The organism is Streptomyces sp. NPDC058008, assembly GCF_042886395.1.
Classification (GTDB): domain Bacteria; phylum Actinomycetota; class Actinomycetes; order Streptomycetales; family Streptomycetaceae; genus Streptomyces.
This window is the reverse complement of record NZ_JBHVQX010000011.1, coordinates 59986-81077: the sequence shown is the minus strand read 5'-3', so window position 1 is coordinate 81077 and position 21092 is coordinate 59986. Positions and strand designations below refer to the sequence as shown.

At 71.9% G+C, this 21092-nt stretch carries 18 protein-coding genes; 10 read left to right on the top strand and 8 right to left on the bottom strand.

Annotated elements, in window-relative coordinates; genetic code table 11:
• Positions 1-10 precede the first annotated feature (10 nt).
• The 3 genes from ACFVS9_RS13575 to ACFVS9_RS13565 are packed head-to-tail and all read left to right on the top strand — an operon-like array spanning position 11 to position 3692.
• A complete protein-coding gene (locus ACFVS9_RS13575; RefSeq protein ID WP_389931920.1) occupies positions 11-988 on the top strand; it encodes an ATP-binding cassette domain-containing protein in 978 nt (325 codons plus the stop codon).
• Complete coding sequence (locus ACFVS9_RS13570) at positions 985-1740, top strand: ABC transporter permease (RefSeq protein ID WP_383115213.1); 756 nt, start codon at positions 985-987, stop codon at positions 1738-1740. The genes ACFVS9_RS13575 and ACFVS9_RS13570 overlap by 4 nt, the downstream gene beginning before the upstream one ends.
• 29 nt (positions 1741-1769) lie before the next feature.
• Positions 1770-3692 carry a TOMM precursor leader peptide-binding protein gene (locus ACFVS9_RS13565; RefSeq protein ID WP_389932067.1) on the top strand — a complete coding sequence of 641 codons (1923 nt, stop codon included), beginning with the start codon at positions 1770-1772 and terminating at the stop codon, positions 3690-3692.
• Between the two features lie 83 nt (positions 3693-3775).
• Here ACFVS9_RS13565 and ACFVS9_RS13560 read toward each other — a convergent pair whose 3' ends face one another.
• A complete protein-coding gene (locus tag ACFVS9_RS13560; RefSeq protein ID WP_030757923.1) occupies positions 3776-3946 on the bottom strand; it encodes a thiazolylpeptide-type bacteriocin in 171 nt (56 codons plus the stop codon).
• A gap of 170 nt (positions 3947-4116) precedes the next feature.
• On the opposite strand from ACFVS9_RS13560, the gene ACFVS9_RS13555 reads away from it, so the two are divergent.
• On the top strand, positions 4117-5361 hold the full coding sequence (locus ACFVS9_RS13555; protein WP_389931918.1) for an amidohydrolase: 1245 nt from the start codon (positions 4117-4119) through the stop codon (positions 5359-5361).
• A gap of 139 nt (positions 5362-5500) precedes the next feature.
• Positions 5501-5878: a peptidase inhibitor family I36 protein gene (locus ACFVS9_RS13550; RefSeq protein WP_389931916.1), complete on the top strand. Its 378-nt coding sequence runs from the start codon at positions 5501-5503 to the stop codon at positions 5876-5878.
• A 106-nt stretch (positions 5879-5984) separates the two neighbouring features.
• On the opposite strand, the gene ACFVS9_RS13545 is transcribed toward ACFVS9_RS13550, so the two are convergent.
• Positions 5985-7163 carry a cytochrome P450 gene (locus ACFVS9_RS13545; RefSeq protein ID WP_389931914.1) on the bottom strand — a complete coding sequence of 393 codons (1179 nt, stop codon included), beginning with the start codon at positions 7161-7163 and terminating at the stop codon, positions 5985-5987.
• Between the two features lie 462 nt (positions 7164-7625).
• On the opposite strand from ACFVS9_RS13545, the gene ACFVS9_RS13540 reads away from it, so the two are divergent.
• Positions 7626-8429: a siderophore-interacting protein gene (locus tag ACFVS9_RS13540; protein WP_389931912.1), complete on the top strand. Its 804-nt coding sequence runs from the start codon at positions 7626-7628 to the stop codon at positions 8427-8429.
• 115 nt (positions 8430-8544) lie between these two features.
• Here the strand turns inward: ACFVS9_RS13540 and ACFVS9_RS13535 are convergent, their stop codons facing one another.
• The 4 genes from ACFVS9_RS13535 to ACFVS9_RS13520 form a co-directional block, all read right to left on the bottom strand.
• On the bottom strand, positions 8545-9387 hold the full coding sequence (locus tag ACFVS9_RS13535; RefSeq protein WP_389931910.1) for a phosphotransferase: 843 nt from the start codon (positions 9385-9387) through the stop codon (positions 8545-8547).
• A 240-nt stretch (positions 9388-9627) separates the two neighbouring features.
• A complete protein-coding gene (locus tag ACFVS9_RS13530; protein WP_389931908.1) occupies positions 9628-10458 on the bottom strand; it encodes an SDR family oxidoreductase in 831 nt (276 codons plus the stop codon).
• Positions 10459-10821: 363 nt separating this feature from the next.
• Entirely contained in the window at positions 10822-11082 is a 261-nt protein-coding gene (locus ACFVS9_RS13525; RefSeq protein ID WP_389931907.1) for a hypothetical protein, read from the bottom strand.
• 286 nt (positions 11083-11368) lie between these two features.
• Positions 11369-13429, bottom strand: a complete 2061-nt coding sequence (locus ACFVS9_RS13520) for a phosphocholine-specific phospholipase C (protein WP_389931905.1) — start codon at positions 13427-13429, stop codon at positions 11369-11371.
• 485 nt (positions 13430-13914) lie between these two features.
• Here ACFVS9_RS13520 and ACFVS9_RS13515 point away from each other — a divergent pair, with 485 nt between their 5' ends.
• The 3 genes from ACFVS9_RS13515 to ACFVS9_RS13505 all read left to right on the top strand — a co-directional run bounded on the left by ACFVS9_RS13515 (position 13915) and on the right by ACFVS9_RS13505 (position 17744).
• Positions 13915-14583, top strand: coding sequence for a HEAT repeat domain-containing protein (locus tag ACFVS9_RS13515; protein WP_389932065.1), 669 nt, complete (start codon positions 13915-13917; stop codon positions 14581-14583).
• 6 nt (positions 14584-14589) lie between these two features.
• Positions 14590-15594, top strand: coding sequence for a MerR family transcriptional regulator (locus ACFVS9_RS13510; RefSeq protein WP_389931903.1), 1005 nt, complete (start codon positions 14590-14592; stop codon positions 15592-15594).
• A gap of 458 nt (positions 15595-16052) precedes the next feature.
• Complete coding sequence (locus tag ACFVS9_RS13505) at positions 16053-17744, top strand: protein kinase (protein WP_389931901.1); 1692 nt, start codon at positions 16053-16055, stop codon at positions 17742-17744.
• A gap of 483 nt (positions 17745-18227) precedes the next feature.
• Here the strand turns inward: ACFVS9_RS13505 and ACFVS9_RS13500 are convergent, their stop codons facing one another.
• Positions 18228-18959, bottom strand: coding sequence for a TetR/AcrR family transcriptional regulator (locus tag ACFVS9_RS13500; RefSeq protein ID WP_389931899.1), 732 nt, complete (start codon positions 18957-18959; stop codon positions 18228-18230).
• A gap of 236 nt (positions 18960-19195) precedes the next feature.
• Here ACFVS9_RS13500 and ACFVS9_RS13495 point away from each other — a divergent pair, with 236 nt between their 5' ends.
• Entirely contained in the window at positions 19196-20245 is a 1050-nt protein-coding gene (locus ACFVS9_RS13495) for a hypothetical protein (RefSeq protein WP_389931897.1), read from the top strand.
• Positions 20246-20583: 338 nt separating this feature from the next.
• Here ACFVS9_RS13495 and ACFVS9_RS13490 read toward each other — a convergent pair whose 3' ends face one another.
• Positions 20584-21078, bottom strand: coding sequence for a hypothetical protein (locus ACFVS9_RS13490; protein WP_383118282.1), 495 nt, complete (start codon positions 21076-21078; stop codon positions 20584-20586).
• Positions 21079-21092 lie beyond the last annotated feature (14 nt).

The following is a 21092-nucleotide window of genomic DNA, read 5'->3' as shown; positions in this document are numbered from 1 at the left end:
CACGCACCACATGAGTGAGGAACAGGCCATGCGAACCACACCCACCGCAGTCCACGTGCAGGGGGTCTCCAAACGGTACGGGGACCGGCAGGCCGTCGACGACGTGTCCCTGGACATCCGCGGGGGTGAGTTCTTCGGCCTCCTCGGCCCCAACGGCGCCGGGAAGTCCACCCTGGTGGAGATCATGGAGGGGCTCCGCCACGCCGACACCGGCTCGGTCGCGCTCTTCGGCGAGTCCCCGTGGCCGCGCAACACGGCCCTGCTGCCCCGCATCGGCATCCAGACCCAGTCATCCGCCTTCTTCGTACGGCAGACCGCCCACGAGCACCTGCGCACCGTCGCCGCGCTCTACGGGGCGTCGCGGGCGGCGGCCGACGCCACCCTCGGCACCGTGGGGCTCACCGCCCAGCGCGACGTCCAGGTGGAGAACCTCTCCGGCGGCCAGCGCCAGCGGCTCGCCATCGCCTCCGCCCTCGTCCACGGCCCCGAGCTGATCTTCCTGGACGAGCCGACCGCCGCCCTCGACCCGCAGGCACGGCGCGACCTCTGGGACGTACTGCGGGGGCTCAAGGCGGAGGGCCGCACCATCGTCTACACCACGCACCACCTGGACGAGGCGGAGGAGCTCTGCGACCGCATCGCCATCCTGGTGGACGGCCGGATCGCCGTGACCGACAGCCCGCACAACCTCGTGGACGCCTCCCGGGCGCCGAGCCGGCTGCTGCTCCCGTTCGGCCGGCTGGACGAGGAGAAGGCGGCGGCACTCGCCGGCGTCGACCGCGTCACCGTCCAGGGAGGCTCCCTGGTCCTGGAGACCCGTACCACCGGCCGGGTGCTCAGCGCCCTCGACCAACTCGTGGGCCTGGACGGGGTGCAGACCCGCACCCCCAGCCTGGAGGACGTCTACCTCGACCTCACCGCCCGCCTCGCCCAGGACCCGCCCGCCCCCCGCCGCACCGCCGAGACCACCACGGAGCACCAGCCATGAGCGCGTACGCCGCACTGACCGGAGCGGGCTACCGCGCCCAGGTCCGCGACAAGACCACCCTGTTCTTCACCTTCGCCTTCCCCCTCCTCTTCCTCGTGGTCTTCGGGCTGATCTTCCGGGGCCAGGACGTCGAACAGAGCGGCCTGTCCTACATCTCCTACACCGCCGCCGGGGTGCTCTCCTGGGGCGTCGCCAACGCCGCCGTCTTCGGGATCGCCTTCACCCTGATGCAGTGGCGCTCCGACGACATCCTGCGGCTCATCCGGATGTCCCCGGCACCGCTGTCCGCCGTCATCGGCTCCCGCTACGTCATCGCCCTGGTGGTCGGACTCGTACAGTCGCTGCTCTTCGTCGGGGTCGCGATGCTGCCGCTGTTCGGACTGGAACCCGCCTCCGGATGGCCGCTGCTCATCCCGGTGATGACCCTCGGCATCACCACCTTCCTGCTGCTCGGCGTCATCATCGGCTCGTTCGCCAACACACCCGAGTCCGTCGCGGCCGTCGCCAACTTCCTGATGCTGCCCATGGCGTTCCTGTCCGGCTCCTTCTTCCCGCTGGACGCCATGCCCTCCTGGCTCCAGAACGTCTCCCTGATCATGCCGCTGCGCTACCTCAACGACGCGGTGTCCCACGCCCTGACGGGACGGGGCGACGGCTCCGACGTCATGGTGGGCTGCGCCGGACTCGCCGTGTTCGCAGTCGTCTTCGGTGCCGTCGCGGTCAGGACGTTCCGCTGGACGAGGTCCTCGTGAGCGCCCCCACGCGGCTGCTGCCGCAACCGATGGAAGCGGCACGCGACGCCCTGCGCACGGCGCTCGCCGACCGCCTCGGCAGGGACGTGCCCGTCGTCCCGGTCGGCGCCACCGACGCCGCCGCCACCCGGGGCGACCACGGCGCCCCCGATCCCTGGGCACCCCTGCGGGCCGGGGCACGCGTCCACCTCACCGCCTCCGCCGTACTGATCGGACCCTGGGGCGGTGACGGAACCGCCCCCGCCTGCGGCCACTGCCTGGCCCTGCGCTGGCAACGCCTGCGCAGCCGGTCGGAACGCGACGCCCTGGAGACCGGTGGCCCCGACGGCCCCCGCCCTGCGGGCGCCTGGCCCCTGCTCACCGGCCACGCGTACGACGCCGTCGCCGCCCTCTGCACCGCCCTGCTCGACGGTGAACCGAGCGCCGCGCCACCCGCCCCCGACCCGGCGGACCGGTCCCTTCCCCAGGTCTCCCGACTAGACCTGACGACCCTTCAGATACGGACCTATCCCGTACTCGCCGACCCCCACTGCCCGCACTGCGCCCCGCCGGCCACCCCGGCACGCCCCCGCCCGCTCACCCTGGAGTCCCGCCCCAAACCCGACCCCGGCACCTACCGGCTGCGCGCCGCCTCCGCGTACCCGATCCCCGAGACAGCCCTCGCCAACCCGGTCAGCGGGGCCCTCGGCGGCGGAACCTGGCTGAACGTCACCTCCCCGACCACCGCCCCGGTCGCCGGCAGCGTCTTCGTACGCGGCTACGCCGGGCTCAACGACGTCACCTGGAGCGGCCAGGAGAACGCCTTCTCCACCAGCCGCACCCTGGCCTTCCTGGAAGGGCTCGAGCGTTACGCGGGAACCCACCGGCGCGGCCGCACCACCCCCGTCACCGGCTCGTGGAACTCCCTGAAGGCCGACGCCGTGGACCCCGCCACCTGCGGTTTCTACGACCCGCGCACCTACCGCGACGACCCCCTGGTCGATCCCTTCGACCCGGACCGCGCCATCCCCTGGGAGTGGGGCTGGTCCCTGCGCGACGACCGCCCCGTCCTGGTCCCCTCCCGACTCGTCTACTACAGCGCCGGGCTGGCCGCCGACAACTTCGTCTTCGAATGCTCCAACGGCTGCGCGATCGGCGGCTGCCTGGAGGAGGCCGTCCTCGGCGGCCTCCTCGAACTCGTCGAACGCGACGCGTTCCTGAACGCCTGGTACGGCAACGCCCGCCTCACCGGGATCGACCTCGCCACGGTCGGCGGCCCCACCGCCGCCGCCATGGCCGAACGGGCCACCCTCCAGGGCTACGACGTCCACGTCCTGGACAACCGGATCGACCTGGCGATCCCCGTCGCCACCGCAGTCGCCGTACGCCGCGACGGCGGGCCCGGCACCCTGTCGTTCGCCGCGGCCGCCTCCCTGGACCCCCGGTCCGCGGTAGAGGGTGCCCTCTCCGAAGTCCTCACCTACATCCCGCACCTCGCCCGGCAGACCGGGGAGCGGCTCGACGAACTGGAGGCCATGGCCGACGACTTCCACCGCGTGCGCCACCTCAAGGACCACGCTCAGCTGTACGGACTGCCCAGGATGGCGGCCCACGCCCGCAGCTACCTGGAACCCCTCGCGGTACGCCCCTTCGACGAGGTCTACCGGCGCTGGGAGACCGCGGACCGCCCGCGCACGGGGGATCTGAGCGACGACGTACGGGCGGTCGTCGGTGAACTCGCCGCGGCCGGCCACGACGTGATCGCGGTCGACCAGACCACACCGGAGCAGGAACGCATGGGCCTGCGCACCGTCAGCACCCTGGTCCCGGGACTCCTGCCGATCGACTTCGGCTGGAACCGTCAGCGGGCCCCGCTGATGCCCCGGCTGCGCACCGCGCTGCGGCGCGGCGGCCACCGTACGACGGACCTGACGGACGCCGAGATCCGGATGGTGCCCCACCCGTTCCCGTGACACCGCCGCCGGCACACGGAAACGCCCGGTACCCGTCGAGCGAACGGATACCGGGCGCGCCCTGCGGCCTGACCGGGTACGGATCAGGCGGAGCAGGAGGTGGTGCTGGTGGTGGAGCTGCACGTCGAGGTCGAGCTGGTGCTGGTGGAACCGGCCAGCACGACCTCGCTGGCGTCCGAGTAGTCGGAGATCTCGAAGGTCTCGGCCTCGAGCTCCAGGATCTCGTCGGCGAGGGTGCTCAGGTCCTTGTTCATGGGTTCTCCTCCGGATCAGGCCCCCGGGGCGGGAAAGGCCGCCTGCGTGGGGTGTACGACCTCATTCCACCGCCGGCCGCTCACCGTTCGGCATGCCCCGCGCTCACACATCGCTGGCACGCGACGCCAGCGGAACGACCCGCCCCCGTCACCGCCGTCCAAGGAGTTCCGTGACCGCCGCTCACCCCGCCCTCACCCACTCCGCCCCCGCGGTGCGCCCGGCGCTCACCCTCTACCTGGACGTCCACCGCACCCCCGAACTCTCCGGCGAGGAGAGCCGCACGGCCGCCCTCTTCGCGGACCGGCTGACCGCCGTCGGGTTCGAGGCCGTCCGCGGCCTCGGGGGCCACGGTGTCGCGGGCATCCTGCGCAACGGCGACGGCCCCCGCGTCTACCTGCGCGCCGAACTCGACGCCCTGCCGCTGACGGAGCGGACGGGCCTGCCGTACGCCAGCGGGAACGGCGCCATGCACGCCTGCGGCCACGACCTCCATCTGGCCGCCGCCGCGGGCGCCGCCGACCTGCTGGCCCGCACCACCGCCCACTGGCGCGGCACCCTGGTCGTGGTCGGCCAGCCGGCCGAGGAGACGCTGACGGGCGCCCGCGCCATGCTGGCGGACGGCCTGTACGAGCGCTGCGGCCGGCCCGACGCCGTGCTCGCCCAGCACGCCGCGCCGCTGCCCGCCGGAATGATCGCCCACGGCGGCCCGTACGCCCCGATGGCCGCCGCGAGCGCGGCCCTGAACGTCGTCCTGCACGGCCGCGGTGGCCACGCCGCGACCCCGCACCTCACGGTCGACCCGGTGGTCGCGGCGGCGGCCGTCATCACCCGCCTCCAGACGATCACCTCCCGCGAGACGGCCCCGTCCGAGCAACTCACCCTGACCGTAGGCACGGTGAGGGCCGGAACGGCGGTCAACGTCGTCCCGGACACGGCGGAACTCGGCATCGGCCTGCGCGCGTCCACCGAGGAGACCCTGGACCGCGCGCTGGCGGCGGTCGACCGCGTGGTCCGCGCCGAATGCGCGGCCTCCGCCTGCCCCCGCGACCCGGAGCTGACCACGCTCTCCCGCTCCCCGGAGCTCCGCGTCGACCCACAGGTGACAGAGGCGATCAGGGCCACGCACACGTCCCTGTTCGGCCCGGAACGCGTCGCGACCTGGCCGGCGTCGATGGCGGCCGAGGACTTCCCGCTCTACGGTGACGCGGGCCTGGACGTACACGGCGAGCCCGGAATCCCTCTGGCCTACTGGATGCTGGGCACGACGGGCCCGAAACAGTGGGCGGCAACGCCTCCCGCCGGGATCCCCCCGAACCACTCGCCGCACTTCGCCCCGGACATCCGCACGTCGCTCCCTGCGGCGATCACGGCCCTGTCGGCGGCGGCACTCGACCGGCTGGACGCGGTGCCTTAACGGTGGCTTCCACCGAATTGGTTCCCGGGGAAATACACACTTTCAGGGAATTGTCGAAGTCCCGTTCGGCTGGCGATCCTTTTCTTGTCGGACACACCATCCGAAACGCACTCCTCGAATCGTTCCCGAAAGGATCGCCATGCGCATCACCATGTCCGCCGTCGCCGCCGTTTCCCTTCTCCTGTCCTCCGCCGCCGTCGCCGTCGCGTCGCCTGCCTCCGCTGCCCGTGTGCGGACGCCCGCAGCGACCGCGGTCTGCTCGATCGACCACTTCTGTCTCTACGAGCACTCCGACGGTTCGGGCCGCCGAGGCAGCTATCTGAACGGAACGGACGACGTGAAGAGACAGAACATCCCTTCCGTACGCTCGGGCTGGAACCGCACCAACCAGTACTGGTGCGTGTGGAGCCAGGACGAGTACATGGGGACCAAGGTGATCGTCCAGCCCAACGAGGGGCTCAGGCAGCTCGGTGGGGCCTTCCGGTCCGCTCTTCCCGCGAGCGCCGCGCGCTGCTGATGAGTGCGTCGACGGTCCCGGCGGAGGACCCGGGTGTCCACGCGCTCCGGGAAATAGGGTCCGTCGGCGCCCGGACCGCGTGAGGGACTACCCGGAATGACCGGAATCACAGGCGAACGGGGAGGGAGGCAAGGCCGCGGACCAGACGGGTCCGCCGCCATTCCAGTCGGTCGGCGGGCACGGCCAGGCGAATTCCGGGGAAGCGGGTCAGGACCGCGTGCAGGGCGATGTGAGCCTCGGCCTTGGCGAGGGACGCGCCGACGCACCGGTGGATTCCGTGGCCGAAACCGAGGTGAGCGGTCGCATCCCTTTCCAGGTTCAGTACGTCCGGTGCCGGAAAGCGGTCCGGGTCGCGGTTGGCGGCCCCGATGGCCACCAGTACGGGGACGCCCGCAGGGATCTCGGTGCCGCCCAGGGTGATCGCCTCGGTGGAGAACCGGAAGGTGGAGGTGCTGACCGGTGCGTCGAAGCGAAGCAGTTCGTCCAGCGCGCGGGGGATCATCCCAGGGTCGCCGCGCAGGCGTTCCAGTTCGGCCGGATGCCGCAGCAGGGCCAGGACGGAATTGCCCAGGAAGTGCGTGGTCGTCTCGTGGCCGGCGACCAGCAACAGCACGGCCAGGGAGACCAGTTCCTCCTCCGTGAGCCGGTCCTCCCCGTCGCAGGCGCTGATGAGCCGGTCGAGGAGGGAGTCACCGCGGCGGGAGCGCCTGGACGCGATCAGGCCGGACATGTACGCGGCGACGGCATGCGAGGCGGCATCGGCCCGGGCAGGTTCCCCGGCGGCGAAGAGCTCGGCGGACCAGCGCCGCACCTGGGGCCGGTCCTCCGCGGGTACGCCCAGCAGCTCACAGATCACCAGGACGGGAAGGGGCACGGCCAGGCCGGCGACGAGGTCGACCTCGCTTCCACGGGACCAGCGGTCCAGCAGCTGGTCGGTCAGCCGGGTGATGAAGGGACGTAGCCCCGCGACGGCGCCGCTGGTGAAGGCACCGGTGACGAGCCTGCGCAGCCGGGTGTGCCGGGGCGGGTCACTCGCCAGCATGGTGTGCGCGACGGCGGGGTGCAGGCGGCGCTGCGGCCCCTTGTCCGCGAAGAAGACGGCTGTGTCCTTGGAGAGCCGGGAGTCCCCGAGAGCCTGCCGGGCTTCGGCGTACCCCGTGACCAGATAGCTGTGGCGTCCGCTGGACCCCGAGGCCACGGCCTGCACGGGACACTCCCCGCGCATCGCGGCGTACGCGGGATAGGGGTCGCGGGCGAACTGGGAATGCGGATCAGGGGCGTTCATGTCGTCAGGCTCCAACCACGTCAGGCAGACCATTGTCGGCGACACGCCCCGAGGTGTGCCACGCGCATCCGGGTGGCGGGCGCGGGGGGCTGGGCGCCTAAGGACGTACGGCCAGGTGCGGGAGGGGCCGCGCGGGCACCTCCGGTGCGGGCTCCGCGACATCCGTGGACCGGGCCGTGGCGGGCCGGTCGCGTGGTGTCGGTACGGGCGCGGGGAGGAGCTCGACGCCGGCCGGCCCGGCGCGGTTCACGCTGCCGCTTGCGGTCGGGCGCGGGAGCCGCCTCCACAGCCGATGCGCGGGGCCGGGAGCGATCGGCCGGTGACCGCACGGTCCGTCGATGTGCGCCCGGTCCGGCCGTGGGGGAGGGGCCGGAAGCGGGGGTGGGTCCCCACACGTCATTTCCACAAGTAAGCTAAACCTAACCTAAGCACGGCGTTCTTTCGTTCGGGAGGGGTCCTTCGATGTCCCAGTCGCTCGCAGCAGATCAGGTGCCACCGCAGCGACCCATGATCGTGACGGTGGCCGAGGTACGCCGTCTCACACCACGGATGGTGCGGATCACCCTGGCCGGGAGCGGAGTGGACGACTTCCACTACGCGGGCGCCGACCAGCTCGTGCGGCTGTTCCTCCCGGTCGGCGACGAGCTCCAGCTGCCGGCCACCTCCGACTGGTGGACGGAGCTCCAGGCGATGCCGGACGAGCGGCGGCCCGTGGTCCGCAACTACACGGTTCGCCGTATCGACCGCGCCCGCCGTCGGCTCGACATCGACTTCGCCCTCCACGGGGACAGCGGCCCCGCCTCCGCGTGGGCCGGCCAGGCCGAAGCGGGCGACCGGATCGGCATACTCAGCGACGGTGCCCGCTACCAGCCCGACGACGCGGACTGGCAGTTGCTGATCGGCGACGAGACGGCCCTGCCCGCGATCGCCTCCATGCTCGAAGGCGCCCGCACCCCGGTGCACACGTTGCTCGAAGTCGGGGACGAGCGGGACGTGCTGGACCTGGCCGGTGAGGCGACCTGGCTCTACCGCTCGGGCACCCACGGCTCCCGGACGCTGGACGCGCTGCGGGCCATGCCGTTCCCGGCAGGTACGCCGTACGTGTGGATAGCCGGAGAGTCCACCCTGGCGACATCGGTGCGGCGGTACCTGGTGAACGAGCGGGGAATCGACAAGCAGCGGATCTACTTCTGCGGCTACTGGCGTGGAACACCGCCCACCCCCCGGGTAGCTGTCGAAACGCGGCAGGAACCGGCGCACGTCTGACCTGAAGGATGAGTGGTCCGCTCACGGCCGCCGCGCCCGGCCCCACCCGCACCGGCGGGTGGGCGCCACCCCGCCCGCGCAGCGGATCAGGTCTCCTCGGTTCCTCCGCCCGGTCTCAGTCCGGGTCGGCGCTGTCGAGCGCGGCCCGGACCTGCGCGAGTCCCTCGGCTCTCCAGCGGTCCCGGTCCGGCATCCCGTCCGCCCGGCGCCAGCGCCAGGCTGAGAACATCGCCCAGTTCAGGGCGCGGCACCGGCGAACCAGGCCGTGGTCCGCTCCCGCATAGTGCCTCCCCACTTCTTCGGGGGCGTGACCGAGGTCGAATGCGACCGGCCCACGGCAGGCCGTGGCCAGGTCGACGAACAGGGGCCCTCTCCTCGTGTTCAGGAGGTTGCCCGGATGCGGTTCACCGTGCAGCAGCTGGTCACCCGCCCGGTCGACGCCGATCTCGGCGCTCAGAGCGCCGAGCGTGCTGCTGAGGAATTCCCGGTCGGAAGCGGACAGATCGGGGGACCGCTCCCGGTCGTCCACCTCGCGGAGCGCCGAGGCGACCCGATCGGTGACATGGGGTGCGCGTAGATCGATCCGGCGCAGGGCGGCGTGGTGACTCAGGAGCGCGTCCGCGTAGTCGGCCGGCGCGACAACCGATCCCAAGGGCTCGTAGTAGGTCCACAGCGAGATGGCGAAGGCGTCGCGCACGTGGACCTGCGGCTCGACCCGGGGATCGAGTTCAGCGACCGGAGCGCCGACGACGGCGAGGCGGCGGGCCACTTCCACCTCGAACGCGGAGTCCGCCAGATGCCCCCAAGGCGCGACCCTGGCCAGAGCACCGCAAGGGACCAGGTGCAGCGCGGCGCGGTCCGAGTGGTGGACGACGACCGCGTCGTCCACCCGAAGGCCCAGCTCCGGAGCGGCCGCCCGTACGGCATCGACAGCGCGGCTCAGCTCGGGCGGCTCCATTCCGTTCCCCTGCCGTTCGGTGATCCGGACAGGCCTCGGGAGAGCGGCGACACACCGACGTCCTCGTGAACGATGTCCGGCACCCGCACCCAGGCCCGGTGGCCAGCATCGCAGAGCAGGCCCCGCGAGGCCCCGGGGTTCCGTCCATCCGATCACGGGGGCGCGCGTGTGTATGCGGCGGTGAATACGGGCACGGGGCGAGGAACCCCCGGTCCCGAGGGGGTGTTCCGTACCGTGCGTTCAGACCTCCGGGGCGAGGAACTGGCGACCTCCGCGCAGCACCGTGCGCAGTTTGTCCTGGGTCGCACGGCTGTCGAGCCGTACGTCGAGAGGGCCGGGGAACGCACTCTCCGTCCGCAGACCCGCGGGTAGCCGGGAGGCGTCGATACCCTCGCGCCGGGCGATGAGGGTGCCCAGCTCATAGCGGCTCAGAGCATCGCTGCCGCCCAGATGGTGGACGCCGCACATATCGCCCCGGGCGAGTTCCAGGAGGGCCGAGGCCAGGTCGGTCACATGCACCGGGCAGCGGATGTCGTCCGTGAACAGGGCACCGGAGCGGCTCCCGGCGGCCAGTTCACGTACCGCACGCTCGTGTACGGACCGCCCGTCACCGATGATCAGCGACGTACGGGCGACCACGGCGTCCGGACGTACGAGAAGGACTCCTGTCTCCGCCGCGGCCTTCGCGGCGCCGTACGGGGTGATGGGATCGGGCCGACGCGACTCGTCGTAGCGGACGTCGGCGCCGGAGAACACGGCATCACTGGAGACATGGATCAGACGGCAGCCGGATCCCGCCGTCGCCATCGCCAGCCGGACAGGGCCTTCGGCGGTAGCCGCCCAGTCGGCCCCACCGCTCGACGCGTTGATGACGACGCGGGGCGCGACCCTGGACACAACGGCTTCGACACCGGCCGGACTCCGCAGGTCGAGGGCGTGCCAGGCGACCTCCTCGTGCGTGCGCCCCGGCCTGGTCGCGTACGTGGCGGCCGTGCGGTACCCGGCTCCTGCCGTCTGCCGGATCAGCTCGGCACCCAGGAAGCCTGAACCGCCCACGATCAGCACTGTCATGCGCCACACCCTAGACCGCGGTGTCGCGCCGTTCCCTGGCCCGACGCCGGGTGACGGCACTCCCAGGAGTTCGTTCGCGCGCACTCGTCCCGCCCCGAGGCCCGGGGCGCCGTCCGGCGGGACACGGCCGTCGGACGACCGGGGGAGCGGCGGCGCAACGGTGAGCCGGCCCGTGCGGAGAGCCCACCCGGCTCCCGCCGCCGACCGGTGCGAGGACGGCGCCGCGCCTCTGCCCCCGCGAGCCGGGCACCCGAACCACGTCCCCGTAGCGGACCGAGGGCCGCTGCCGGCGTCCGCGAGGGCCCGGCCCGACGCACACGTCGACCTGACCGGGCTATCGGCCCGCCGGGGACGTGCGGATGGTCAGCTGTCGGACGACCCGTGACGCGCGGCCACCGCGTCGGCCCCCTCCTGCACGAGGCCCATGACCGCCGGGACCTTCTTCGTGACCCCCGTCTTCTCCGCCACCCCATGGACGGCTGTACCCGTCTGCTCACCGGCGTCGCTCGCGGTGAGAACGGTGTTGGTCAGTGCCGGAGCGAAATTGTCGGCCTGGGCAGTGGGGGCGGCGGCCAGCAGGAAGGATCCGGCCGCGGCGACGGTGAGGGTTCGGCATACGTTCATGGCCGGTACAACGCGCCGTCCTCCCGCAGGGCACGCCCCCGACCCGATGCGTCACCCCTCGTCCACGGCGTTCACCCGTGGGCGGTCACGCGGGGCAGCGGTCCGGGCGACCGCCGCAGCCGCGATGCCCGGGGGAGTCGCTGCGGACCGCTCCGGGGCGGCCGGCAGCCGCTGCTGCCCGCCGCCCGCCCGCAGTTGCCGAGGAGGCTCCATGGCCGGTGGCGGACGGCCTTCCAGGGTGCGCAGTCGCACAGGAGCCGCTGCCTCCGCGCACCCTGGGGCAGTGTCAGCCCGTCCTGAGCCCGGGGTCGGAGACGCCTGGTTCGCCGGTCTCCACATGACCGGCGAACCGCCGCAGGAAGGTGGCGTCGGTGTCGGAGACGACTCCGACGTCGTACCAACGGGCCGTCGTACGCAGGTCGACCGTGTGGGAGACGGTGGCGCCGGGGCCGACCTTGAAGGTCTGGGCGGCGCCGCCGTAGGTGTTGGTCACCGTCAGGTTCACGGCGGCCTGGGCGGAGTTGGTCATGGTGAGCGTCAGGCCGCCGCCCGTCGCCTGGTGACGGGCGGTCACCTCGGGCCCGGCCTTCGTCGCCGGCCCCCGCCAGGCGCGGAGGAAGCCGTTCGGGCCCCAGACCGTGAGGTCGATCTGATTCCCGGTGGAACCGCTGGTGCTCCAGGTGTCGGAGAGGGTCTTGCCCGCCTCCACGGTGTAGGGCCAGGGCCCGTCCGTACGGTTGCCCGAAGTGCTGTGGAAGTGGGCGCCCAGAGTGGGTCCACCGGCGAACGTCAGAGTGAACTTCCCGGTGGAGGGGGTGGCCCGGCCGTCGACGTAGGGGCTGTAGCCGAGGGCGCGGGTCGGCTTGGAGCCCGGTTCCTGCTTCGGCAGGGTGCCCGTGGCCGGCGGGGACGGGTGGTAGGACGGGTGCCGGTTCCTGTCCGGAGGCGCGTATCCGGCCGTGGAGGGAAGCGCGGCGGGGGCCGGGTCGGCGCGGGTGAAGTCGAAGGCCGAGGTCAGGTCCCCGCAGACGGCGCGGCGCCACGGCGAGATGTTGGGCTCCCTCACCCCGAAGCGCTTCTCCATGAAGCGGATCACGGAGGTGTGGTCGAAGGTCTCGGAACACACGTAGCCGCCCTTGCTCCAGGGCGAGACCACGATCATCGGCACGCGCGGGCCGAGCCCGTAGGGGCCCGCCGAGTATCCGCCTCCGCCCGGGTACAGGTCCTTCGTCACGTCCGCCGTGGACAGGCCCCAGGCGGCGGAGGCAGGCGGGTACGGCGGCACCACGTGGTCGAAGAAGCCGTCGTTCTCGTCGTAGGTGATGAACAGCGCCGTCCTGGCCCACACCGCCGGGTCCGCGGTCAACGCGTCCAGGATCCGGGAGATGTACCAGGCACCGAAGTTCGTGGGCCAGTTGGAGTGCTCGCTGAACGCCTCGGGAGCGGCGATCCAGGAGACCGCCGGGAGGGTGCCACCGACCACGTCCGCGCGCAGCCGGTCGAAGTACGTGCCGCCCGATGCGACGTCGGTGCCGGTGCGGGCCTTCTCGTACAGGGCGCTGCCGGGCTTGGCGTTGCGGTAACTGTTGAAGTACAGGAGGGAGTTGTCGCCGTAGTTCCCGCGGAACGCGTCGTTGATCCAGCCCCAGGACCCGGCGGCGTCCAGGCCGTCCCCGATGTCCTGGTAGACCTTCCAGGAGACCCCGGCCGACTCCAGCCGCTCGGGATAGGTCTTCCAGCCGTAACCGGCCTCCTGGTTGCCGAGGACCGGCCCACCGCCGGTCCCGTCGTTGCCGGTGTGGCCCGACCAGAGGTAGTAGCGGTTGGGGTCGGTGGCTCCGATGAGGGAGCAGTGGTAGGCGTCGCACACGGTGAAGGCGTCGGCGAGGGCGTAGTGGAACGGAATGTCGTTCCGAGTCATGTACGACATGGTCGTGGCCGTCTTGGCGGGCACCCACTTGTCGTACTTGCCGTTGTTGTAGGCCTGGTGGCCGCCTGCCCAGTCGTGGTTCAGCCCCTCCAGGAACTGCATGCCGAGATCGGCCACCTGCGGGTGGAAGGGCAGGACATCCTTCGTCCCGTCGGACTGGTGGAAGACCGACCTGCCGTTGTCCTGGAGCACCGGCCGCGGGTCCCCGAAGCCTCGGACTCCCTTCATCGCACCGAAGTAGTGGTCGAAGGACCGGTTCTCCTGCATCAGGACGACGACGTGTTCGATGTCCTGGATCGTTCCTGTGCCGCCCTGCGCGGGAATGGCGGCCGCCTTCGCGATGCTCGCGTTGAGCATCGTGAAGGCCGTGGCGCCTCCGGCTATCTTCAGGAACCTGCGACGGTCGAGCTCTGTCATGGGTGACGACCTCTGGGGTGGTGGGGGTGTCAGGGGCGCCCCAAGGACAGCGGTCCCCGGGTACCGGGCGGGGGTGGGCCCGTGACACCAGGCCGTACACCTGGGGAACGGAAGCCTCCCTGGCGGCACGGACCTGCCCAAGCCGACGGCTGGTGGGAGGGTACGGGAGTCAGGTCCCCGAGCGACAGGCCCCGACGGGGCACTCGCCGGGCGGTGAACACTTCCCGCCACCCGCCCCGGGCCGCTCGCCGCCGCCTGATGTCCCGTCAGACGAGTCGGGACGCGCGGCCCGGCGGACACGCCGGTCAGCGACGGCGGCATCGGCCCGACGGCCGTCCTCCCGCCCGGCGGACACGACCGTCCTCGTCACGGGCGACACCCTGCCGCCCCTGGTCGGACGGCAGTGCCCGGCGGGCCGCGCGGCGACCACGTTTGACCTTGACACGGTGGCAAGGCCTTCACTGATCGCCAAGGAGGTGGTCGTGATGACGATCGCGGAACAGAACACGGATGCCGCACGAGCGCTCCAGGAGCTGGAGGACGACCGTTCCTCCGCGCGGCTGCGAGCTGCACTGACGATCGGGGCGACGCCCGACCCGAGCTTCGTCGACACCCTCATCGAGCGATGCGCGGTCGAGCCCGACTTCTTCGTCCGCGACATGCTGACCTGGGCACTCACCCGGCACCCGGTCTCCGTGACGCTCCCCGGGCTGCTCCGCGCAGTCCGCTCGGAGCGCACACAGGCAAGGAGCCAGGCGCTGCACACACTGTCCAAGGTCGGCGACCGGCGTGCGTGGCCGGCGATCACAAGGGCGCTGCTCTCCGACGCCGACGACGAAGTGGCGCGGAGCGCGTGGCGGGCCGCGGTCGTGCTCGTACCGGAAGGTGAGGAGCACGCCTTGGGCACGGCGCTCGCGACGCAGCTCGGACGCGGTGAACAGGAGACGCAGCGGAGCCTCAGCAGGGCGATGCTCGCGCTGGGTGAGACGATTGCGCCGGCTCTGGCAGTCGCCGCGGAAGCCCCTGACCCGCACGTGCGCGCGCACGCGCTCGCCACACAGCGGCTGCTGCGCGACCCGGACTCCGGCTTCGGGTTCGCGATCGAGGAGGCGAAGCGCGTCGTGGCACTGGGCACGCCGGGCGGGGAAGGATGACAGGACGTGTTGATCGGTGAGGTGGCGCGACGGTCCGGAGTCAGTGCCCGCATGCTCAGGCACTACGAGTCGCTCGGCCTGGTCCGGCCCTCCGGCCGCACGGGCTCCGGATACCGGGAGTACTCCGGGCAGGACATCCGGCGGATCTTCCACATCGAGAGCCTGCGTTCGCTCGGGTTGTCGCTGCGTGACATCGGGCGCGCGCTCGACGAACCCGGCTTCGCCCCCTCGGAGCTCGTCGGCGACCTGATCCGTCGGGCGCACGAACGCATCACGGCCGAGACCGAGCTGCTCACGCGACTGCGCCGGATCGACGCCGCGGACCCCGCCGGCTGGGAGGACGTCCTCCGGGCCGTCGCGCTGCTCCAGGCGCTGACGTCCAACAGCGCCGGCACACGCCAGCGCGCCGCCCTCTCCTCGGTCGACCAGGTTCCGGTGCCGGTCGAGGCACTGGTCGAAGCGGCACTGAGCGAGACGGAGCCGAACGTCGCGGGAGCCCTTCGCTGGGCGCTGGCGCGATCCGGCGACGACGGCCCTGCACTGCTCGCGGAGGGGCTCGGTTCTCCGGTGGCCGAGGTGCGCGAGCGTGCCGTCCGGTCCCTCGCCGAGATGCCGGGCGACAAGGCCACCACGTATCTGCGGCACGCCCTCACGGGTCCCGACCCCGCGGTTGGCGGGTACGCGGCGCTGGCGCTCGGGACACTCGGGGTGGCCGACGCGGTTCCGGTGCTGATCGACATGATCGCGGAAGGACGCAACGACACCGACGCGGCCGACGCGCTGAGCGTGCTGGCGAGCGACACGGCGGCGGCGGACCGGATCGCGGCCGGGCTCGTCGACCGCCTGGCCCAGGCCGCCACCGGAGCGCCCGCACGCGGACGGCTGACACAGGCGATGGCCGCCGTCCCGGGTCCCAAGGCGTCACGCGCGCTCGCGGAACTGTCGCACGACGAGGACCGTGCGGTCGCGCTGACCGCGACATACGTCCTCCGACTGCGCGAGGCGCGGTGAGGCGGCCCCCGGTGAACCTTCGAGCGCCCGGCCCTCAGCCCGAAGGGGCCTGGGCCATCTCCGCCCGGGGGAGCGGCAGTTGTCCTTTTGGACCGCCAGGACCTCCACGAACCGTGGTGGTCACGTCGGCATCATCGCAGCGAACGGCACTCTTCGGCCAGACCGGGCCAGACCAGACCAGACCAGACCGGGCCTCCACCCCGACGGGATCGGGTCGGGGCAAAGCCTGACATCTGATCAGAACATGCTGGTGGAGAACTCTGACGCGCGCTTCACCGCCCCCCGGAGGACGTCGGACGACCGATCCACGGTGATCGGTCACGCTGCGACGTGCCCGGCGACAGTTGCCGCGACAGCGCGCGAACAGGCAGTGGCCGGTCCCGTGGCAGGCCGGTCCCACACCCGGCTTAGGCTGCTGTCGTCGTCGGACAACGCAACACAGTGGGGGTACGGGGCGGATGAGCCATGCGACGGAGATCTTCCAGCCACTCCAGGCCGACGACCCGCCCGCGGTGGCCGGCTACCGGTTCGCCGCGCGGCTCGGCGCCGGTGGCATGGGCAAGGTGTATCTGTCGCACACGCGGGGCGGTCGCCCCCTGGCCGTCAAAGTCGTCCGGCCGGAGCTGGCCGACGATCCGGAATTCCGGCGGCGGTTCGGCAGGGAGATCGAAGCGGCCCGCCAGGTCCGGGGCGCGTACACCGCCGAGCTGATCGACGCCGACGCGGACGGCGTACCCCCCTGGCTTGCCACGCTGTACGTTCCGGGGCCCTCGCTGACGGAGGCGGTGAACCGGCGCGGCCCCCTGCCGGTACCGGCCGTGCTGTGGCTGATGGCGGGGGTGGCCGAGGCCTTGCAGGCCATTCACGCCGAGGGCATCGTGCACCGGGACCTGAAGCCGTCGAACGTGCTGCTGGCCGGCGACGGCCCTCGGGTGATCGACTTCGGTATCGCGCTGGCCGCCGACGGGACCTCGTACACGGCCACCGGAGGCACCATCGGGACCCCCGCGTTCATGGCCCCTGAGCAGGCCTCCGGGGGCGAGATCACGGCAGCGACCGATGTCTTCGCGCTCGGCCAGACCGCGGCGTTCGCCGCTCTTGGCAGGCCCCTGTACGGCGACGGCGCGGCCGTCAACGTGCTGTACCGCATCGTGCACTCCGAACCCGATCTGTCCCTGCTGCCCCAATCGCTGCGTCCTCTGTTCGCCCGGTGCCTGGCCGCCGAACCGGGGGAGCGGGCCACGCCCGCGGAGATAGTGGAGTGGTGCCGGCAGCGGCTGGGCGCGGACGCCGACGGGGGCGGGGGGCCTGCCGTCTGGCGGGAGGTCTCCGGGCCTGAGGCTGTGGTGCCGGCACCGGTGTCCGATCCGACCCCGGCCCGTGCGCTGACGGCGGTGCTCCCGCCCGCTCCGGTGAGCCCCGAGTTCGGTGCGTCCGGGCCGGTGCGGCGACAGCGCGAGGAGCGCAGGAGGCGGACCGCGCTGCTCACGGCTGTCGGCGTGGCAGGCGGTGCGGCACTGGTGGTGGCGCTCGCCTGGGGGCTCATGGACGTGACGGACCGGTTCCGCGACCGGGACAACGCCGGCCCGAGGACGTCCGCCACCGGACCGGCCGCAGGGTCGTCCGCATCCGAATCGGGACTCCCGCCGGGCTCTGCCGCGGAGGCCCCGGGTTCATCGGCGACCGCGGCCGGCGACAGTGAGCCCGGCGGCGCTGACCCTTCGTCAGGATCCAGCAGCGCACCGCAGCCCGAGGGCTTCTCGCTGGTGCACCTGGACGCGGAGAACTCGCTGAGCCTCAAGGGCACCGAGCCGGGGGTGAAGGGCCGTAAGGGGGACATCCGCTTCGGATGCGAGTCGCCCGGCTGCGAACTGAGGGGTGACAGCACCGTCTTCGTCCAGGTATTCGGGGGGCGCGGCACGACTGTCGATGAGTGCAGGCTCGTACTGAAGAGCGCCACGAAGCGGGAATGGCCACTGGCCGCGGCGGCGGCCGGCGCCGAGATCTGCATGAAGGACGACGAGGGCAACATCGGGTTGTACGTGATCCAGACGAAGTCGACCGCCGTGCCTGATCTCGCCTTCCTCCAGGGCGACCTGACGATCTGGCGGAACGCGGGACAGCCCCGTACCTCATCAGGCCGTCAGTGACCCGCTTCATCAGGGGGAGGGGCTGGGTGTTCGGCTCCCCTCGGCTTCCCGCCCGCTGTGGAACCCGATGCCCGCTCGGTGCCCGACCCGCCCGTGCGCCGACGGGTTTCTTCTGACGCGCGCCCGTATGACGACAGGGCGGCCGCCGCACGAAGCGGAGAGACGGCCGCGCATCACCAGGAGCGGTCGGCCGCGATCCTCCCGCAGACCGACAGCCGAACTCGGCCCGGCCCGGACCACGGCGCCGGCGTCATGGCTCCGAAGGAGACCGCCTCGCCGACGGTCGGGTTCATCAGGGAGTGAGCCCGTCGTTCGAGCAGCTCGGCGGGCCGTACCGGTCCCGCGCGGGAGCGGCCGGCGCCGAGGGAGGAGTCGGGCAGGACGTGGCGCGGGCGCCTCCCCGTGTCAGGGCCCGGCTGCTCACGCACCGGTCCGCCGGCCGTCTTTCCGCGTCCGGCCGGCGGCGGTGGAGGCGGCGCGCCGTCAGGGCAAGGGGGTCACGGCGCGCAGGAAGTTCTGGGTGAAGACCTCGAGGGTCTCCTCGGTCGTGGGCAGTTCGGCCCGTTGCAGGTGTTCGAGGGCGGGACGAAGGAGGAAGTGGAAGAGGACGGGTCCGGTCATCTGCTGCATCAGGGGCAGCAGGGGGAGATCACGGATGCGCCCGGCGGCGATCTCTTCCGTGAGCCACCGGCCGATGCCGTCGAGCAAGCGGGGGAACAGACGCTCGTAGACGGCCCGGACCGCCGGGTCATCGGGCCGGGAAAGGGCATCGGCGATCATGGCCGGCAGCACGCGTGGCTCACGTTGAAGCGCGTCGACCAACGCACGGTAGATCGCACGGACGGTGCCCGGCAGATCACCGCGCGGGCCGGAGAAGACGGCTTCGACATCGAGTATCGGGCTGTAGCGTTCGTAGATGGCGCACAGCAGATCGTTCCGGCTGCCGAAGGCGGCGTACAGGCTGTGCACGGAACAGTTCGTTGCGATCGCCACCCTCTCCAGGGTGGCGGCTGCCAGCCCGTTCTCACTGATCAGAAGGCCCGCGGCCTCCACAGCGCGCTCCCGTACCGGCTTATGACCTCCGGGATCGACCCCCCTCGCCCGCACGGCCTCGTCGAGCGTGCGGCGCGTACCTCCCAGGCGCCGCATCAACGTGCTGCGGGACATGCCCGCTTCCTCCGCGACGGTGATCAGCGGCACGTCGGCGACCGGCACACCCCGCTCCCGCGAGGCTCGTAGAGCCGCCCGCACCACTTCTTCCGGCACTGCCCCCGCTCGGGGCTCATCATCGTTTGACACGTGGATAAAGTTACCCTGTAATCAGGGTCCAAGACCACAGGCGGGTCGCGTGTCTCCTTCACGTCGTCCGCCCAGCAGCCCTCCCCTCGCCGTCCTGCCGCAGGCCATTCCCGGTGAGGAGGGCCCCGGCCGAAAGCGAGCAGCGAACCGCCATGTCCGAACAACCAGCACCGACCACCGAAGCACCCACCGCCGAAGCACCGACCACAGGAGCCGGTTCCGTCCGCAAGCTGGCCGCTGTCCTGCTCGGTCTGACCGCCGTGGTCACCCTGATGCTCTGCGCCTTCGCCCTGCCGAGCATCCACAGCGGCCCGCACGAGATGCCCGTCGGGGTGACGGGACCTGACGGGACCACCCAGGCCCTCCAGCAGAAGCTCGACGGCGAGCAGTGGGACGTCACGGTGTACGACGATGCCGACGCCCTCTCCTCCGCGATCAAGGACCGTGACGTCATAGGCGGATTCGCCCTCTCCGCCACCGGGATCGACGTGTACACGGCCACCGCGGCATCTCCTACGGGCAGCAGCGCCCTCACCGCGCTGGGCAGCACGCTCGCGGCACAGCAGCAGGCCAAGGCCACCGTCCACGACGTGGTGCCGTATCCGGAGGACGACCCCCGCGGTTCCGGATTCGCCGCCGCCGGACTCCCGCTGATCTTCGGAGGCATGTTCCCCGCGGTCATCCTCACCCGCCTCTTCCCGGGCCACGGCGCCCTGCGTACCCGCCTCACGGGGGCCGTGCTGTTCTCGCTGCTCGCCGGCGCGGCGGTCACCGCGCTCCTCCAGTACGGCACCGGGTCCCTCACCGGGAACTACTGGCTCACGGCGGTCGGCCTCAGCCTGGGGATGGCCGCCCTCTCCATGACCTTCATCGGACTCGAAGCCCTCGTCGGTTTCGCCGGCCTCGGCCTCGGAGCCGCCCTGATGATGTTCCTCGGCAACCCCCTGTCCGGCCTCGGTACCGGTCCCCACTGGCTTCCGTCAGGCTGGTCCACGCTCGGTCAGATCCTGCCGCCCGGTGCTTCGGGAAGCCTGCTGCGGGCGAACGCCTACTTCGACGGCATCGGGGCCACGGGGCCGGCTCTGGTGCTCGCCGCCTGGGTCGCCCTCGGACTGATCCTCATACTCGTAGCCGACCGACGCGGAGCCAAGGCCGCTCGCACGGTCGCTCCCAGCGGCGCCGCCGCTCCGTCCCCGGCCTGATCGCGTAGCCGCACCCTTCCGTGCAGGCAGGACCGCCGTCGCCCCCGAAGCGCGAAGCGTCTTCGGCGGGCGACGGCGGTCCTGTGCCCCGTCACCGGCCGATCATCTCCGTCGGCCCTGAGGCGGAGTACCCGCTGACCTGCCGAGCCGTCGGCCGGGACACCGGGTACTGACAGGGCTTCACCGCGCCCGCGGACAGCCGGGCCTTTCCGCCCGATCGGGAACCGGAGCACCGTAACCCTCCAGCCCTGTCCGCGCCCCGATGTTCTCCCGACGGGCGGGAGCGGGGTGTTGACGGCCGGGGCGAGTGCCGGTCGTGGTGGCGGGGGAGGTGCCGCTCAGCTCGTGACCTGGTTGCCCTGGGAATCAAGCACGTACCACTTGGCGCCGAACTGGTCGAGGTTCTGGCCGTTCGTCTGGCCGGCCTTGGTGTCACCTGTGTAGGAGTAGAGGGGGTGGCCGTTGTAGGTGACCTGTTCGGACCCGTCGGAGCGCTTGGTGACGTCGAGCAGCTTCTCGTCCACACCGCTGCCGGCCTTCGCCGCGCCCTTGCTGAGCAGCGGAGGCCAGGCCGCGGCGCAGGATCCCGCGCAGTTCGACTTGTTCTTCTTGTCGGCGAGGAAGATGTACAGGGTGTGGCCCTTGTCATCGATGAGAATCGTGCCGAGCATCCCCGTGGCCTTCGCGTCGACGGTGGCCTGTTCGGCGGCCGGGGAGGCCGCGGTGCCGTAGCCGTCGCCGGGGGAGCTGCCGGAACGGTCGGAGCATCCGGTCAGGACGCCGGCGAAGAGGACTGCGGCGGCACTTGCGGCCGCCCTGGCGGTGCGCTTCATCGAGGGCTCCGTCG

Excerpts from the sequence above, each read along its gene's own strand:
- ACFVS9_RS13575 (WP_389931920.1), top strand. The coding sequence starts at position 11 with ATGAGTGAGGAACAGGCCATGCGAACCACACCCACCGCAGTCCACGTG.
- ACFVS9_RS13570 (WP_383115213.1), top strand. The coding sequence starts at position 985 with ATGAGCGCGTACGCCGCACTGACCGGAGCGGGCTACCGCGCCCAGGTC.
- ACFVS9_RS13565 (WP_389932067.1), top strand. The coding sequence starts at position 1,770 with ATGGAAGCGGCACGCGACGCCCTGCGCACGGCGCTCGCCGACCGCCTC.
- ACFVS9_RS13560 (WP_030757923.1), bottom strand. The coding sequence starts at position 3,946 with ATGAACAAGGACCTGAGCACCCTCGCCGACGAGATCCTGGAGCTCGAG.
- ACFVS9_RS13550 (WP_389931916.1), top strand. The coding sequence starts at position 5,501 with ATGCGCATCACCATGTCCGCCGTCGCCGCCGTTTCCCTTCTCCTGTCC.
- ACFVS9_RS13545 (WP_389931914.1), bottom strand. The coding sequence starts at position 7,163 with ATGAACGCCCCTGATCCGCATTCCCAGTTCGCCCGCGACCCCTATCCC.
- ACFVS9_RS13540 (WP_389931912.1), top strand. The coding sequence starts at position 7,626 with ATGTCCCAGTCGCTCGCAGCAGATCAGGTGCCACCGCAGCGACCCATG.
- ACFVS9_RS13535 (WP_389931910.1), bottom strand. The coding sequence starts at position 9,387 with ATGGAGCCGCCCGAGCTGAGCCGCGCTGTCGATGCCGTACGGGCGGCC.
- ACFVS9_RS13530 (WP_389931908.1), bottom strand. The coding sequence starts at position 10,458 with ATGACAGTGCTGATCGTGGGCGGTTCAGGCTTCCTGGGTGCCGAGCTG.
- ACFVS9_RS13525 (WP_389931907.1), bottom strand. The coding sequence starts at position 11,082 with ATGAACGTATGCCGAACCCTCACCGTCGCCGCGGCCGGATCCTTCCTG.
- ACFVS9_RS13520 (WP_389931905.1), bottom strand. The coding sequence starts at position 13,429 with ATGACAGAGCTCGACCGTCGCAGGTTCCTGAAGATAGCCGGAGGCGCC.
- ACFVS9_RS13515 (WP_389932065.1), top strand. The coding sequence starts at position 13,915 with ATGACGATCGCGGAACAGAACACGGATGCCGCACGAGCGCTCCAGGAG.
- ACFVS9_RS13505 (WP_389931901.1), top strand. The coding sequence starts at position 16,053 with ATGAGCCATGCGACGGAGATCTTCCAGCCACTCCAGGCCGACGACCCG.
- ACFVS9_RS13495 (WP_389931897.1), top strand. The coding sequence starts at position 19,196 with ATGTCCGAACAACCAGCACCGACCACCGAAGCACCCACCGCCGAAGCA.
- ACFVS9_RS13490 (WP_383118282.1), bottom strand. The coding sequence starts at position 21,078 with ATGAAGCGCACCGCCAGGGCGGCCGCAAGTGCCGCCGCAGTCCTCTTC.